Raw genomic sequence first — 14644 nt, 5'->3', positions numbered from 1 at the left:
TTTCTACCTGACCCCTTCAGTCAACGGATCCGACCATGGCCGAAAAACCGCGCAATTTCGCCACCCGCACCATCCACGCCGGCGAGCAGTCCAGCGTCGCCGACAACGCTATCTTCCCGGCCATTGTCACCTCCAGCTCGTTCATCAAGCGCGGCCTGGACGATAACCCCGAGTACGCCTACAGCCGCGTCAGCAACCCGACCCGGCACGCCTATGAAACCTGCGTCGCAGCCCTGGAAGAGGGTGTCGGTGCGGTCGCTTGTGCGTCGGGCGTGAGCGCCACTGCCACGGTGCTCGAGCTGCTGCCCAAGGATGCCCACGTGGTGGTGATGAATGGCGTCTATGGCGGCACCTTCCGCCTGATGGAGGACTACCGGGCACACACCTGCGGCCTGACCACCACCTACGTCGACCTCAACGACCTGGACGCCGTCGCCGCAGCGATCCGCCCGAATACGAAAATGATCTGGCTGGAGTCGCCCACCAACCCGCTGCTGCACCTGGTGGACATCAAGCCGCTGTGCGACCTGGCCCGCGAGCGCGGCATCCTCACCTGCATCGACAACACCTTCTGCTCGCCGTGGAACCAGCAACCGATCACCCTGGGGGTGGACCTGGTGATGCACTCGGCGAGCAAGTACATCGGCGGCCATTCCGACCTGACTGGCGGGGTGGTGGTGGCGGGCAATCCTGAACTGCTGGCGCGCCTGCGCAAGATCAGCATGGCGGTGGGCGCGATCCAGGGCCCGTTCGACTGCTACCTGGCCCTGCGCGGTCTGAAGACCCTCGATGTGCGCATGGAGCGCCAGAGCGCCAACGCCCTGCGTGTGGCGCAGTACCTGGAGCAGCACCCGCAGGTCGAGCAGGTCTTCTACCCAGGCCTTGCGAGCCATCCGCAGCATGCGCTGTGCCAGCGCCAGATGCGCACTGGCGGGGCGGTGGTGGCACTGCGTGTGAAGGGTGACCGTGCCGCGGTCAATCGCCTGGTCGAAGCGTTGTCGATCTTCGTCCTGGCTGACTCGCTGGGCGGTGTGGAGAGCATGATCAACCATTCCTGGACCATGTCGCACAACTCGCTCAGCCCGGAGCAGAAGGGCGTGATGGGTATCAGCGAGAATCTGGTGCGGTTGTCGATGGGGATCGAGGATTACCGCGACCTGATCGATGACCTCGAGGCGGGGTTGCAGGCGGCGGCCTCTGCGTAACGGCGGCTGACGCCATCGCGGGACAAGTCGGAACGCCGAACCGCCGCGCCCACAGGAACCCAACGGTTTCAGCTACTACGTAGCACCTGTGAGAGCGGCAGTTCGGCGTTCCGACTTGTCCCGCGATGGCGTTGCAACGAACGACCTCAAGCCTTGGGCGGATGAATGATCCGTTCGATCTTGTCCTTGATCAGCAGACGCTCCTTGCGCAGGCGGTTGACCGCCTCGTCGTTGGTGCCGTTGCCTTCGGCGGCCAGCACTTCCTTGTCCTTGGCGTTGTATTCCTTGTGCAGCTTGTACAGGTCCTGATCCTTGTCGATCAGGGCCTGGAATTTGTCTTCGGTAATATGCAGGTCGGCTAGCAGATCGTGCGGGACTGGCATCTCTTCACCTCTGTTTCAGGGGTTGGTAAAAGTCCTGATCTTTCAGGATAGCTGCGTTTGCCGAAGGCGGGAGCGGTTCGCCGGGCATGGCTGCAGCGTCGCAACGCGGCTGAATGGCAGCTGAATGAACTTTAATTAATCATGAAAGACGCATGACAACTGATTGTTGGCGTCTTTTTCACAAAAAATTGATGCTACGCTTTCTACAGTTCGGCCAACTTCCCAAGGTGCCCGCCCGGGTACGCCTGGTCGCTTCTAAACTCTGATTGCGAACGCCATGTTGAAAATCAAATCACTGCGGACCGAGTGGGTCACGCTGCTGGCCAGCCTTTACCTGTTGATCGGCCTCAATCTGTTCCTCTGGGAGCATCTGGAGACCATCCTGCCCTCCGGCATGGTTGGGCTGTGGCTGGGCTTGGCGTTTGCCGTACTGATGTTGTTCGCCTTCAACCTGATATTGACGTTGTTGGCCTTCAAGTATGTGTTGAAACCGGTTTTGATTGTGCTTTTCATGAGTGGTGCCGGTGTCGCCTATTTCATGAATCAATATGGCGTACTTATTGATGCCGGGATGTTCCGCAATGTCGCCGAAACCAATATCGAGGAAGTGCGTGACTTGCTGTCGTTGAAGTTCGCACTGTATATGCTGGGGTTGGGCGTCGTGCCGTCGTTGTTGCTCTGGAAGGCGCGCATCGCCTACCGCCCCTGGCACCGCGAGCTGCTGGGCAAGCTCATCGTCAGCGGCGCCTGCGTTGCAGCCCTGGGCTCGATCGGCCTGGTCAATTACCAGGGCCTTTCGTCGCTGTTTCGCAATCACCACGAACTGCACTTGATGCTGACCCCCAGCAATATCGTCGGGGCGTCGTTCAGCTATGCCAGCGAAAAGCTCGGCAGCGCTGCCAAACCCTTCCAGAAATACGGCGAAGATGCCCGTCGCGATGCTGCCTGGCAGAAGCATGAGCGCAAGTCGCTGACCGTGCTGGTGGTGGGTGAAAGTGCCCGGGCCGAGAACTTCGGTGTGCTGGGTTATGGCCGCGATACCACGCCACGCCTGTCGAAGGAGGCTGGCCTGCTGGGCTTTACCGATGTGCATTCGTGCGGGACCGAGACGGCAGTATCGGTGCCTTGCATGTTCTCCGGCATGGCACGCAAGGACTACGACCCGAGCCTGGCCAGCCGCCGCGAGGGCCTGCTCGATATCCTCGGGCGTGCCGGCATCGAGGTGCAGTGGCGTGATAACCAGTCCGGCTGCAAAGGCACCTGCGATCGATTCAACTACGTCAACCTCACCAGCGCCAAGGACCCGGTCCTGTGCGCCGATGGCGAGTGCCATGACCAGATCCTGCTGCAGAACCTCGATGCGCTGCTCGACAGCCTCGACAAGGATACCGTGCTGGTGCTGCACCAGATGGGCAGCCATGGCCCGGACTACTACAAGCGTTACCCCGCGGGCTTCGAGCGCTTCACTCCGGTGTGCCGCAGCAACGCCCTGAACCAGTGCAGCCAGCAGGACATCGTCAACAGCTACGACAACACGCTGGCCTACACCGACGAGGTGCTTGCGTCGCTGGTCGACACCCTGCGCAAGCACCAGGACAAGGTCGACACCGCCATGATCTACCTCTCCGACCATGGCGAGTCGCTGGGCGAATACAACCTGTTCCTGCACGGCACCCCGTACATGCTTGCCCCTGACCAGCAAAAGCACATTCCGCTGCTGGCCTGGTTCTCCGACAGCTACCGCCAGGACTTCGCCATCGATACCGACTGCCTGTCGAAGATGCGTGACACGCCGCTGAGCCAGGACAACCTGTTCCACTCGATGCTGGGCCTGCTGCAGGTGCGCACCGAGGTGTACCAGCAGTCGCTGGACATGTTTGCCGGGTGCCGGCCCTGGTTGACGGCCAGGAACTGATCGCGCGCCAGCGCTACCGCTGATCGCCACCATGGATGGCCCGGGTTTCACGAGCAGTGCCCGCGCCGTATATACTGCGCGCCAATGTTTGTGGGAGAGCCTTGTGGCCATCGAAATACACTGGATCCGTGACGACCAGACCCTGGCCGAACTCTGCCGGAAGTGGCGTACGCTGCCGTTCGTGGCCGTCGACACCGAATTCATGCGGGTCGATACCTTCTATCCCAAGGCTGGCCTGGTGCAGGTCGGCGATGGTCAAAGCGCCTACCTGATCGACCCTCTGCTGATCCGCGATTGGCAGCCGCTGGGCGAATTGCTCGAAGACAGTAGCGTGGTCAAGGTGCTGCACGCCTGCAGCGAAGACCTCGAAGTCCTGCTGCGCCTGACCGGCAAGCTGCCGCAGCCGCTGTTCGACACGCAGTTGGCCGGTGGTTACCTGAACATCGGTTTCTCGATGGGCTATTCGCGCCTGGTCCAGGAAGTTCTGGGTATCGAGCTGCCCAAGGGCGAGACGCGCTCCGACTGGTTGCAGCGCCCGTTGTCCGACACCCAGGTCAGCTACGCCGCCGAGGATGCCGTGCACCTGGCCGAGCTGTTCACCGCCCTGCGCCCGCGCCTGTCGGATGACAAGTACGCCTGGGTGCTGGAGGACGGCGCCGAGCTGGTGGCGCAAATGCGCCGTGAAGTCGAGCCCGAAACCCTTTACCGCGACGTCAAGCTGGCCTGGAAGCTGGGCCCGCAGCAGTTGGCGGTGTTGCGCGAGCTGTGCGCCTGGCGCGAGCGTGAAGCCCGCAGCCGTGATGTGCCGCGCAGCCGGATCCTCAAGGAACACTCGCTGTGGCCCATGGCCAAGGGGCAGCCCGACACCCTGTCGGCGCTGGCCAAGATCGACGAAATGCACCCGCGCACCATCCGCCAGGACGGCGCAACGCTGCTCGAGTTGATCAAGAACGCCGCCAGCCAGCCCGCCGAGCAATGGCCCGCGGTGCTGCCCGAGCCGCTGCCGATCGAAGCCGCCGGCATTCTCAAGCGCCTGCGCGCCATCGGCCAGGCCGAAGGCGAGCGCCTGCAGATCGCCCCTGAGCTGATGCTGCGCAAGAAGGCCCTGGAAGCCCTGCTCAAGAGCGGTTACCCCAACGGCCCCTATCAATTGCCCGATTCGCTGCGCGGCTGGCGCCGTGAGCGGATGGGCCAGGCCCTGCTGGACGACCTGGCAGGTGCCGGAGAGACTCGATGAAACGTATCTGCTCGATCTACAAGAGCCCGCGCAAGCGCGAAATGTACCTGTATGTGCTCAAGGCCGAGGGGCTGGAGCGCGTGCCTGAGGGCTTGCTGCCGTTCTTCGGTACGCCGGTGCATGCCTTCGACCTGGTGCTGACCCCCGAGCGCAAGCTGGCTCGCGAGGACATCGCCAAGGTGCTGGAGAACCTCGACAACCAGGGTTACCACCTGCAGATGCCGCCACCGGACGACGACTACATCGAGCACCTGCCCGAAGAGCTGCTGCGGCGCAACGATCCGGCCTGAGCCGGGCGCGAACCCTATCAACAGGCGGCCCTCGACGGGCCGCTTTCGTCGTTCTGCAAGGTTGTCATCGAGATGCGCGTTCTGATCGCTGAACAGGATCATGCCCTTTACGCTCGCCTGCTGGGCGAGCTGGCACCGGACCTGGAGGTCCTGACCAGTGGCGATTCCGCCGAATTGTCGCGCCACGCCCCCGAATGCCCGATCTGGCTGGGTGAGCCTCACCTGGTCGCCAGCCTGCTGCGCCAGGGCCACAAGCCGGCCTGGATGCAGTCCACCTGGGCGGGTATCACGCCACTGCTGGCCGACGGCCTGCCGCGTGACTATCGCCTGACCCGCGCGGTGGGCATCTTCGGCCAGGTCATGGCCGAGTACATGCTGACCTACATGCTGGCCCACGAGCGCGATGTACTGGCGCGGCTGGTCAGCCAGGTCGAGCGGCGCTGGGATGGCCGGCCGGGCAACAGCCTGGAAGGGCGCAAGGTGCTGATCGTCGGCACCGGCGACATCGGCCAGCGGGTCGCCGAGTTCCTGCTGCCGTTTGGCGTGACGCTGTATGGCGTGGCCAGCAGCCCGCGCGAGCAGGCGCCGTTCGTCGAAGTGGCGGGGCTGGATGCGTTGCCGCGGCTGGTCGGCCAGGTCGATTACGTACTCAACCTGCTGCCGGATACCCCGGCCACCCATGACCTGTACGATGCCGCGCTGTTTCAGTGCTTCAAGCCGACCGCGCTGTTCATCAACGCCGGGCGTGGTGTGGCGGTGGTCGATGCCGACCTGGTCGAGGCACTCAAGAGCGGGCACCTGGCTGGTGCCGTGATCGATGTCTGCCGCCAGGAGCCGTTGCCCCAGCGCCATCCGTTCTGGACCGCCTGGGGGTTGCTGCTGACCGGGCACAGTTCGGCGCCGACCTCGCCGGTGGCGATGGTGCGCTTGTTCGTCGAGAACGTGCGGGCGTATGCGGCGGGGCAGGGGCTGCGCGGGGAAGTGGATTTCTCGCGGGGGTATTGAGGTGCTTCTGTTGGCCCTATCGCGGGTTTTTCCCGCGATAGGGCCAACCCGGTCTTAGAGGCTGAAATCCCCCTCAGCCGCCAACTCGCTCAGCGGCCGGCGCGGACTCGGCACTTCACGTGCCTGCAACGCCTCGATCAGGCTGGCCTTGTCGCCCAGCTTGCCGATCGCCACCATCGCATGCAGCACATAACCTTCGGGGACCTTCAGCTCCTTGCGCGCCAGTTCCTGGTCGAACCCGGCCATGCCGTGAGTGTGCCAGCCGCTGATGCTCGCCTGCAGCGCCAGGTGGCCCCAGGCCGAACCGGTATCGAAGGTGTGCCACAGGGCAGGTGTCTCTTCGCTGGCGCCCGGGGCAGTGAAGGTGGTCTTGGAAAGGATCAGCACCAGCGCCGAGGCCTGCTGTGCCCAGCTGCGGTTGAACGGCACCAGGAATTCCAGGAAGCGCTCCCAGTTCGGCGTGTCGCGGCGGGCATAGAGGAAGCGCCAGGGTTGCGAGTTGTAGGCCGACGGCGCCCAGCGCGCAGCTTCGAGGAAACTCAGCAGGGTCTCTTCGCTGATGGGTTCAGCGGTGAACGCACGAGGTGACCAGCGGTTGATGAACTGCTCGTTGATGGCATAGTCGGCGATGCGGGGATTGACGCTCATGCGGGCTCCTGCGAAAGGACGAGGGAAAGCCTGAACGCTACTGCGTCCGCTCGGCACTGACAAGCGGTATGGCATTGCGTCGGGACAGGCTCTAGACTGGCGCCGCCGCGCGCCGCGGCCTTCAAAGTGATTGCAGGAAAACGTGTGATGATCGCCGACCCCGCGCCCTTCTGGCGGCGCAAGACCCTCGACCAGCTCGACCCGCAGGAGTGGGAGTCGCTTTGCGACGGCTGCGGGCTATGCTGCCTGCAGAAGCTCGAAGACGAGGATGACAACAGCATCTATTACACGCGTATCGCCTGCAAACTGCTGGACATGAACACCTGCCAGTGCAGCGACTACCCCAACCGCTTCGAGCAGGTGCCCGACTGCATCCAGCTCACGCCGGGCAAGGCCGACCAGTTCAAATGGCTGCCGACCACCTGTGGCTATCGACTGGTCAGCGAGGGCAAGGATCTGCCGGCCTGGCACCACTTGGTCTGTGGCGACCGCGAGCAGGTCCATGAGCAGCGCATTTCCCAGTCCGGGCGGATGCTCAGCGAGAACGACGTCGACGAAGACGACTGGGAAGACCACCTGATCTTTCGCGCCGGCTGATCCGCCTGGCCCGCGCCTCTGGGGAACAAGGAGTTTCTGTATGCGTCGCCCGTTGTTGTTGCTACTGGCCCTGTCGGCCAGCTTCCCGGCCTGGGCGAAGAAGGTCGATCTGGATTACCAGGTGCGCTTGCTGCCCCAGACGGGCCAGGCCGAAGTGCGCCTGACCCTGGCCGAGGGCACGCCGGTGCGCAGCCTGGAATTCGACCTGGGCAGGCAGGGTGCCTACAGCGATTTCAAGGCGGACGGCCAATGGCAGGTGCAGCAGGACCGTGGCGTCTGGCACCCCGGAGCAGGCAAGAGCAGCCTCAGCTACCGCGTGCAGCTCGATGTGAAGCCCCATGGCAGCGCCTATGAGGCACGCATCACACCGCATTGGGCGTTGTTTCGCGGCGATCAGCTCGTGCCCCCAGCCCGTCTCGATCAGCAGGATGGCACCGAGTTGGTGACACGCCTGGCCTTCGAGCTGCCGTCGGGCTGGAAGAGTGTCGAGACGGCCTGGCCGCGCATCGGCAAGCAGAAATTCCGTATCGACAACGTCTCGCGCCTGTTCGACCGCCCCACTGGCTGGATGCTCGCCGGCAACCTCGGCAGCCGCCGCGCACGCCTGGGTGATACCGAGGTGACGGTCGCCGCGCCGCAGGGGCAGGGCATGCGGCGCATGGATACCCTCACCCTGATGACCTTCGTCTGGCCGCAGTTGCAGGCGGTGTTCCCGCGCAATCCGTCCAAGCTGCTGGTGGTCGGTGCCCGCGACGACATGTGGCGCGGTGCGCGTGCCTCGCGCAACTCGCTGTACCTGCACAGCACCGGCCCGCTGATCGGCGAGAGCGGCAGCAGCCCGCTGCTGCGTGAGCTGGTGCAACTGTTCGCGCAGATCGACGACCGTGATCGCAGTGACTGGCTGGGCGAGAGCCTGACCGACTACTACGCCACCGAACTGCTGCGCCGCGCCGGCGGCCTGAGCGATGACCGCTACCAGGCGTTGCAGGCGCGATTGAAGAAGGACGGCGCCAAGGTCAAGACCCTTCGCACCGAGCAGGCCGACGCAATGCAGGTGGCCAGGGGCGTGCTGTTGTTGCAGGCGCTGGATCGCGAGATTCGCCTGCACAGCCACGACAAGCGCTCGCTGGACGACGTCACTCGCGCGCTGATGCGCATGGCCAGTGTCAGCACGGAGGAATTCATCCAGATCAGCGAGAGCGTGCTGGGGCGCGAGTCCGAGGTGCTGGAGAGCAAGTTGTTGCGTTGAGTGGGTGTCGGCTTCTTCGCGGGCAAGCCCGCTCCCACACCACCCTCAAGGCGGTGGAGGTCCTGAAGGAGCGGGCTTGCCCGCGAAGAGGCCACCGCCGATTCAAACCCCAGCCAACGGATCCTTACCCGTCACCGTCACCGTGCGGGTCGCCGCCTCGGCGCTGGCCTTGAGTGCCTTCAACTCCGCCGCTCCCCGTTCGATATCGGCATGCAACCGGTGGTACTCCGCACGATGCTTGTGGAACCAGGCCTTGGTCGCGCAATGGCCCTTGATGCCCCGGGCCAGCGCCATGCCGCCCACCGCTACCTGCAGCAAGCCGATCAGCCCGCCGTGGCGCATCCCTTTGCTGATCATCAGGGCACCGCCCGCCAGTGAGCTGACGCGCTCCCAGCCCTGGACGTTGTGGTCATGCCTGTCTGACGCCGAATGGATATCGAGCATGGGTAGGTCTCCTTGTGGGTTGGTACATCAGCTGACCTTGGAGGCTGCCCCGGCGTTCAGTGCAATTACCCTGATCCCCGTTACTTGAACTTGGGCCCGGAGCGAGTATTCAAGCCCTTGGCCAGCCGGTCATACAGCACCACATTGACCGTCGCGGCCAGGTTCATGCAGCCCTGGGTGGGGATGTAGATGGTTTCTTCGCACCAGGCGCGTACGCTTTCGTCGAGGTTGCCGTCCTCCGGGCCGAAGATGTAGATCGCCCGATCCGGATGGGTGTATTCGGGCAGCGGCCGTGCGCCGTCGATCAGCTCCACTGCCACTGGCGTGCAGCCCAGCGGGATGATGCGCTGCAGGTCGTCGATGCCGATCAGCGGGATGTCGTAGTGCACCCGCTTGGTGTCGGTGACGAAGTCGCGGGCGCGCTCGTAGCGTTTGCCGGTGTAGAACACCGAGTTGACGCCATAGCAGCCTGCCGCTCGCATCACCGAGCCGACGTTTTCAGCAGATTTTGGGTTGAACAGGCCGATGCAGCTGTACCGTTTGTTCGCCACGAGTCGGGGCCCTTCGCAAAAAAAGAGCGCGATTATACGGGCTCGCCGACGCCGTGGGCGGATGAATCGACGGTCAGTCCTTCTTCATCAGGGCAGCCAGGCCGGCGAAGGGGTTGTGCGTGGCGACATTGGTTTTCGGCGTGCTCAGCGAGCCCTCGCCGAAATACTGCTGGTCGGTATAGCGCGAATGCTCGTTGTCGTGGCAGTACAGGCACAGCAACTCCCAGTTGGAGCCATCCTGGGGGTTGTTGTCGTGGTTGTGGTCGCGGTGGTGCACGGTCAGTTCCGACAGGCGCTTGCCGGAGAACTCACGGGCGCAGCGCCCGCAGACGTGCGGGTACATCTTCAGTGCCTTGTCGCGGTAGCCCATTTCCTTGTCGCGCTTGGCGTCGGCGAGGATGCGGTCGAGGCGGGCGGTGGCGGCGGAGTTGGAGGCCGAGCTCATGGTGTTACCTTTTTCGTTATCAGGGCAATGACGGTTATGGCGTTGAGTCTAGCGCGCCTGCGGGCCTGGCGGACAGGCAAAAGCGCGCAATTGGGCGTAGCCTTTAGGCAGGTTCCGGACGGGAGGTTAACGATGTTGCCTGTGATCCTTGCCACGCTGCTCCTGCTTTGCGCCCCGCTGGCTGATGCCGCCGGGCAGCCTTCGGGAAGCATCACTCCGGTGCCAGGTGCACCGGGCACGCCCACGCCCACACCTTACCCGCAGATCACCCCGAGTACGCCTCCCAAGGCCGCCAGCCGTCAGCCTGGCGCGCCGCTGCTGCCGCTGCTGCCGCCGATGCCACTGCCGGGCCCGCCAAAGGATCAGCCTTTACGGGTGGGGCCAGAAGGTGAAAGCAAAACTAAGTGAACCTCTTGCGGCTCGTTTATAGCGCATGTGAAACGTGCGCAAGGCGTCGAATCCTGCATCAGGATCGGTTGCTTGATGGAGGGTGCGCCATGGTTGGGGCTGGCTGAAGCGCAAATATGGGCGTGTCCTTTGACGGCTTGAGTTTCTGTTTGTCCGCAGGCTGGAGTATGACTTTCACAAAAATTTAATATTGCCAATTTTCACGAAATCTTGTGAAGAACAGTTGGTGCGTTTGGTGCGGGCGGGAGGGGATGTAGTATCGTAATTACGCATATGGGGGAACCAAATTAATTACGATAATTGAGGGTAAGGACTCCAATGACTACAGGGCCCATCCAACGGCTTGGCATGCTTGCCGCGAAACCAATATATGACTTCGATCGCGCATTGGAAAGTGCAGCCGCCCCGAAAAAAGACACACCGAAAGACCCTGGGAAGGACGTCGCGACTCCCGCGTTCGGCGAGTATAAGCATATTGAGGTCGTCGAGGATAATAAGCGGCTGACCTACACCACGCTTGACGGCAAGCAGGTAGTCGTAGACAAGGCGCTGGACCCCGAGTTGTATAAGGTTGTATTGGCCGATTACCGTACGCTCGAAGCAATGAAAGATGGATTTACGTTGTCTCGGGATAATGATGATGTGCTGATGTTTCTGGATTATAACGACCCCAGTAAGGTTGACCGTCGGCATGAGCACGAGGGTGTCATCATGTTCGAGTTCGGTGCCAATAAGATGGTGATCAATGAGCGCCTGACGCCGGACACATTCAAACGATTCAGCCGTTTGAAGCACCTTCAGCAATCGCCCTCATCGGGTGAACTCGTCAATCCCTCCTACAAGCTCCCGCTGGCGACTGCCGATTACAAGTCCATCCGTGTGCTGGAGGAAGGCGTCGTGCAGGCGGAGATGACCGCTGGGAAAACCTATGTGGTCTCTCGCGATCTCACTCCGTCGCAGTTCGCCCAGTTGGAATCCATTGGTAAAGCGAAATCCGCGCTTGAAACCTTCAAGGGCCAAGGTTACGAGTTGGTCAACGAACTGCCGAAGTCAGTGGATCCAAACAAGCTGAAGATTGATGCTGTCGATAAAGAAACCGGGGTGATCGCTTTCGAGTATGACAGCAAGCGCTACGCGATTTCGAAACTCGATGCCCTCGACTGGGACATGGCGCATGCTGAAGACCTTGTGCCGCAGCCCGGCATATATCTCGATGGTTGGATACAACGACCGACGGCTTCAGAAACGGTAGGTGGGACGAAGCTTATCGACACACTGCTCGATTTCCATGCGGTCAGTGGCACGCCGGCTGAACAGGCTTTCAAGGATGCGTATGATAAAGACCTGCGGGTAGTCGATGATGCTCAGCCGGTACCCAAGCTGGCACAGATCGAATCTATCGAAGTCTCTGGCGAAGGGGTTCTCATGGTCAAATGGGGCCGGGGGGACACGCAAGTGGTGCTTGAAGCGACTGCGCCAGCCGCCTATGAGCGGTTTATGCAAATGCACAGCACGCTGGAGGGCATAAGTGCTGCTGAGAAAGAAGGTTTCCGACTCGCGGGCAATGATGATTATCTGTCGTCCACTGAAGATGTCAAAGACATTGGTGTCCCCGATCAATTGGGTCAAGGGCTCATCACTTATGTCGTGCACAAGCCGGGTGGGGAAGAGCAGAAGTTTGTGGTGTCGGCCGATTATAATCCTGCGCTTCATGCCCAGTTATTAGAGGCCGCTACTGCCAAGCAGATGTCGCCCGAGGTGCTGAGCGAACTGCGGACTACGTATAATATACCCGCGGACAGTGAATTATCTGTCGATACGCTGGCGACTACCGAGAAAGATGAAAAAGGTAACCCCCTCAGCCTGCAAGACTTGCAATTCAAGCTTATGTACGACGAGTACAAAGCCGGTGTTGAGAGCTGCAGTATCGACAAGAACGATCCACGCGCAAAGTTTATTCGTGCGCTCGATGCCAAGAGCCGAGTCGAAAACGGTATGCCGATTGTGCCCCATGGCAGCGTCGATACCATCTTCGTGGCGCCTGGAGAGCCCATGTGGCTCGAGTCGCGTGATGTGCGCGACACCATATTCGATGCCAGAGCCGTGGATGAGGCGCTTGCCAAGGGCATCAGCGATCCTCAGATCCAGAAAGACCTGGAACGTTTCAAGAGTGAAGCACGTTCGAAGGTCGAGGGCGGGGAGGAGAAAATCAACGCTGTGGAGCAGCGGCTCGAGGCCCTCGCAGGCTCCGATGATCTGCGTCTCTATCTGAAAGCGCTGGAGGATGCAGGCCAAGGCGATGCTGCAAAAATGGAGGTGCAGAGGATCTATATGGGGCTTGCGCATTTCGATGTGCAGAAGGCCGATGACTTCGTGCGAGACCTCAGCCGTGACGGGTGGCTCATGGAACTCGACAAGATCATGGGCGACCCTGGCAGCGTCAGTGCCGAAAATGCGGCTCTTGCAGGCTCCGATACTACCAATTTCATTCTTCGTGCAATGCGCGCCGCTGGCGACATGCCCTCGCACCTCATAAATGCCTACGAAACAACATTCCAGAAAATCTATCAAAACAAGGCGACCGCCGCCGACATCGACAAGGTATGGCGTGAGCTGGGTGAAACCGCCAAAGTCCGAGAACTGACCACCGACGACGTTCGTGCCGCAATGGACAAGACCGAAAGCTTCAAAGCTTCCGGTTTCTCACCCTTGTCGGCGAGTGAAAAAAGCAATGTATTCACAATGTTCGCTCATCTTAAAGACGCCGGCGTATTAGGCTCTGTTTCCGGGACGATGGGGCTCATACGCGGTATTTATCAGTTGGTCGGCAACCCCACCAACCTTGCGGCGACAGCGGAAGGGCGATTGGTCATCGCTTCGGATTTCGTGACCTTCCTGAGTTTTTCCAATGGCTTCATGACGTTGGGCAGTAAGACCTACGACAGTCTCTTTAATACTCATACCAACGCCAAGTTCGGCTTGAGCACACCGATTCAGGATTTGTTGTGGGGGGCGGACCCGACCGTGACCTATCCTCTGGGCGCTGCTGGGCTCCAGGACGAGCTCCATAAACTCACTGCCGTCGAGCAGCGGAACGCGCTTAAAGAACTTCCTTTCGATCCGGATTTACTGGATGCAGACGCTCGCGACACCCGTGATGTTTTCCGTGACCTGCCCTTCGATGATGATGTAGACCCGCGGTCTAGCGGAGGAGGGTTAAATCCAGATGCGGACCGTCGAGATATTTTCCGAGATCTGCCCTTCGATGATGATGTGGATCCGCGGCCTCAAGGAGGCGTAAGTGCAGACGCGGACCGTCGAGATATTTTCCGAGACCTGCCCTTCGATGACGATGTGGATCCGCGGGTAAATCCAAACGTGGACCATCGAGATATCTTCCGAGACCTGCCGTTCGATGATGATGTCAGCCCCACACAGACCCCTTCGGAAAAGCGACTAACCCCTAGCCAGATCGAGAGCTTCAGCCGCGGTATGGTAAATGGCGGTGGAGTCAAGTATGGCGTCAGCGCCAGCGTGGGGTATCGAATCGCCGGCAGCGTCTCACGCTTCTTAGGTGCAGGCGGCGACTTCGCTGGCGGCGTCATAGGTATCGTTTTGGGCGCATTTGGTCTGCGCGGTGGTATCCAGTCCGGCGACAAGCTGCAGATTGCTGCTGGCTCGTTAGGCATCGTCGGGGGGCTAGGTTCGACCGTCGCTGGTTTAGGGAGTATTGGTAGCGCTTTCGGCATTACTGGAACACTGGGGCGGGTGCTTTCTTTTGCGGGGCCGCTTGGGTTTATTACCGGCGCCGCGATGGGTTTCGTTGGCGCATTCCTCAGCATCGCCCGTAGCGAACAACTGAAGAAAATGTCCCAACGTGATTGGAAAGACATCGAAGACTTCAAGAACGACGGTCTTTTAAAAGAAGGCGGCGACGAAGCCTATGCGTGGGTGCAGACCTACATGCATAACTGGGGGCAGCGCGATTCGCCTAAAGACCAGAGCATATTCGATTTTCGATCCGATGAGTGGGAGCGCCGAGAGACGCGTAGGACACTTGACCACGAAAACTATGCTGGCGACGGTGATAATGCGTGGCAGACCGAGTTCCCAGAACCCAGCGCAGGTAACTTCGTCCAGTGAACGTAAATTTCATTCGGCAGGTCATGCAAACAAAATAACTGTTCAGGATGCAGCCAACGTAACGCTCGCTTAGTGGCAAAGTGATCGTGTGCAGTCGCCTGGGCACTCCTTGCACGGCGGCTGA

At 61.2% G+C, this 14644-nt stretch carries 14 protein-coding genes; 9 read left to right on the top strand and 5 right to left on the bottom strand.

The annotated features are described in order from the left end of the window. Positions 1–35: 35 nt before the first annotated feature. Positions 36–1205, top strand: a complete 1170-nt coding sequence (locus tag HU748_RS23475) for an aminotransferase class I/II-fold pyridoxal phosphate-dependent enzyme (protein ID WP_186722149.1) — start codon at positions 36–38, stop codon at positions 1203–1205. Between the two features lie 146 nt (positions 1206–1351). Here the strand turns inward: HU748_RS23475 and HU748_RS23470 are convergent, their stop codons facing one another. Continuing rightward, complete coding sequence (locus HU748_RS23470; RefSeq protein ID WP_186722147.1) at positions 1352–1588, bottom strand: YdcH family protein; 237 nt, start codon at positions 1586–1588, stop codon at positions 1352–1354. Positions 1589–1865: 277 nt separating this feature from the next. On the opposite strand from HU748_RS23470, the gene HU748_RS23465 reads away from it, so the two are divergent. The 4 genes from HU748_RS23465 (at position 1866) to HU748_RS23450 (ending at position 6035) form a co-directional block, all read left to right on the top strand. Beyond that, positions 1866–3503 carry a phosphoethanolamine--lipid A transferase gene (locus HU748_RS23465; protein WP_186722145.1) on the top strand — a complete coding sequence of 546 codons (1638 nt, stop codon included), beginning with the start codon at positions 1866–1868 and terminating at the stop codon, positions 3501–3503. Positions 3504–3606: 103 nt separating this feature from the next. After that, the gene (rnd, locus tag HU748_RS23460; protein ID WP_186666919.1) at positions 3607–4740 is read left to right on the top strand and encodes a ribonuclease D; all 1134 of its coding nucleotides are present in this window, start codon (positions 3607–3609) and stop codon (positions 4738–4740) included. Further along, positions 4737–5030, top strand: a complete 294-nt coding sequence (locus tag HU748_RS23455; RefSeq protein ID WP_186666918.1) for a YcgL domain-containing protein — start codon at positions 4737–4739, stop codon at positions 5028–5030. Before rnd ends, HU748_RS23455 begins: the two co-directional genes overlap by 4 nt. Positions 5031–5102: 72 nt before the next feature. Next, entirely contained in the window at positions 5103–6035 is a 933-nt protein-coding gene (locus tag HU748_RS23450; protein ID WP_186666917.1) for a D-2-hydroxyacid dehydrogenase, read from the top strand. A gap of 54 nt (positions 6036–6089) precedes the next feature. On the opposite strand, the gene HU748_RS23445 is transcribed toward HU748_RS23450, so the two are convergent. Next, on the bottom strand, positions 6090–6683 hold the full coding sequence (locus tag HU748_RS23445; protein ID WP_186666916.1) for a nitroreductase family protein: 594 nt from the start codon (positions 6681–6683) through the stop codon (positions 6090–6092). A gap of 147 nt (positions 6684–6830) precedes the next feature. Here HU748_RS23445 and HU748_RS23440 point away from each other — a divergent pair, with 147 nt between their 5' ends. Both HU748_RS23440 and HU748_RS23435 read left to right on the top strand, forming a co-directional pair. Beyond that, entirely contained in the window at positions 6831–7280 is a 450-nt protein-coding gene (locus tag HU748_RS23440; protein WP_063543654.1) for a YcgN family cysteine cluster protein, read from the top strand. A gap of 40 nt (positions 7281–7320) precedes the next feature. After that, positions 7321–8529 carry a hypothetical protein gene (locus HU748_RS23435; protein WP_186722143.1) on the top strand — a complete coding sequence of 403 codons (1209 nt, stop codon included), beginning with the start codon at positions 7321–7323 and terminating at the stop codon, positions 8527–8529. A 102-nt stretch (positions 8530–8631) separates the two neighbouring features. Here HU748_RS23435 and HU748_RS23430 read toward each other — a convergent pair whose 3' ends face one another. The 3 genes from HU748_RS23430 to HU748_RS23420 all read right to left on the bottom strand — a co-directional run bounded on the left by HU748_RS23430 (position 8632) and on the right by HU748_RS23420 (position 9969). Continuing rightward, positions 8632–8973, bottom strand: a complete 342-nt coding sequence (locus HU748_RS23430; RefSeq protein WP_063543658.1) for a DUF2892 domain-containing protein — start codon at positions 8971–8973, stop codon at positions 8632–8634. Between the two features lie 80 nt (positions 8974–9053). Continuing rightward, positions 9054–9524 (bottom strand): RNA methyltransferase, encoded by a 471-nt coding sequence (locus HU748_RS23425; RefSeq protein ID WP_186722141.1) that lies wholly within the window; start codon positions 9522–9524, stop codon positions 9054–9056. Between the two features lie 73 nt (positions 9525–9597). After that, the gene (locus HU748_RS23420; RefSeq protein WP_054895032.1) at positions 9598–9969 is read right to left on the bottom strand and encodes a YajD family HNH nuclease; all 372 of its coding nucleotides are present in this window, start codon (positions 9967–9969) and stop codon (positions 9598–9600) included. A 132-nt stretch (positions 9970–10101) separates the two neighbouring features. Between HU748_RS23420 and HU748_RS23415 the strand changes: the two genes are divergently transcribed. Next, on the top strand, positions 10102–10377 hold the full coding sequence (locus HU748_RS23415; protein ID WP_186722140.1) for a hypothetical protein: 276 nt from the start codon (positions 10102–10104) through the stop codon (positions 10375–10377). 348 nt (positions 10378–10725) lie between these two features. Continuing rightward, positions 10726–14520, top strand: coding sequence for a sulfite exporter TauE/SafE family protein (locus tag HU748_RS23410; protein ID WP_186722139.1), 3795 nt, complete (start codon positions 10726–10728; stop codon positions 14518–14520). Positions 14521–14644: the final 124 nt, after the last annotated feature.

Source organism: Pseudomonas sp. RW3S2, assembly GCF_014268955.1.
Lineage (GTDB): Bacteria > Pseudomonadota > Gammaproteobacteria > Pseudomonadales > Pseudomonadaceae > Aquipseudomonas > Aquipseudomonas wayambapalatensis.
This window is presented reverse-complemented; position numbering and strand designations above follow the sequence as displayed.

What these genes read in the sequence shown, in the direction of transcription:
- HU748_RS23445 (WP_186666916.1), bottom strand. Translation starts at nt 6,683, where the DNA reads ATGAGCGTCAATCCCCGCATCGCCGACTATGCCATCAACGAGCAGTTC.
- HU748_RS23465 (WP_186722145.1), top strand. Translation starts at nt 1,866, where the DNA reads ATGTTGAAAATCAAATCACTGCGGACCGAGTGGGTCACGCTGCTGGCC.
- HU748_RS23450 (WP_186666917.1), top strand. Translation starts at nt 5,103, where the DNA reads ATGCGCGTTCTGATCGCTGAACAGGATCATGCCCTTTACGCTCGCCTG.
- HU748_RS23440 (WP_063543654.1), top strand. Translation starts at nt 6,831, where the DNA reads ATGATCGCCGACCCCGCGCCCTTCTGGCGGCGCAAGACCCTCGACCAG.
- HU748_RS23410 (WP_186722139.1), top strand. Translation starts at nt 10,726, where the DNA reads ATGCTTGCCGCGAAACCAATATATGACTTCGATCGCGCATTGGAAAGT.
- HU748_RS23435 (WP_186722143.1), top strand. Translation starts at nt 7,321, where the DNA reads ATGCGTCGCCCGTTGTTGTTGCTACTGGCCCTGTCGGCCAGCTTCCCG.
- HU748_RS23430 (WP_063543658.1), bottom strand. Translation starts at nt 8,973, where the DNA reads ATGCTCGATATCCATTCGGCGTCAGACAGGCATGACCACAACGTCCAG.
- HU748_RS23470 (WP_186722147.1), bottom strand. Translation starts at nt 1,588, where the DNA reads ATGCCAGTCCCGCACGATCTGCTAGCCGACCTGCATATTACCGAAGAC.
- HU748_RS23415 (WP_186722140.1), top strand. Translation starts at nt 10,102, where the DNA reads ATGTTGCCTGTGATCCTTGCCACGCTGCTCCTGCTTTGCGCCCCGCTG.
- HU748_RS23420 (WP_054895032.1), bottom strand. Translation starts at nt 9,969, where the DNA reads ATGAGCTCGGCCTCCAACTCCGCCGCCACCGCCCGCCTCGACCGCATC.
- HU748_RS23455 (WP_186666918.1), top strand. Translation starts at nt 4,737, where the DNA reads ATGAAACGTATCTGCTCGATCTACAAGAGCCCGCGCAAGCGCGAAATG.
- HU748_RS23475 (WP_186722149.1), top strand. Translation starts at nt 36, where the DNA reads ATGGCCGAAAAACCGCGCAATTTCGCCACCCGCACCATCCACGCCGGC.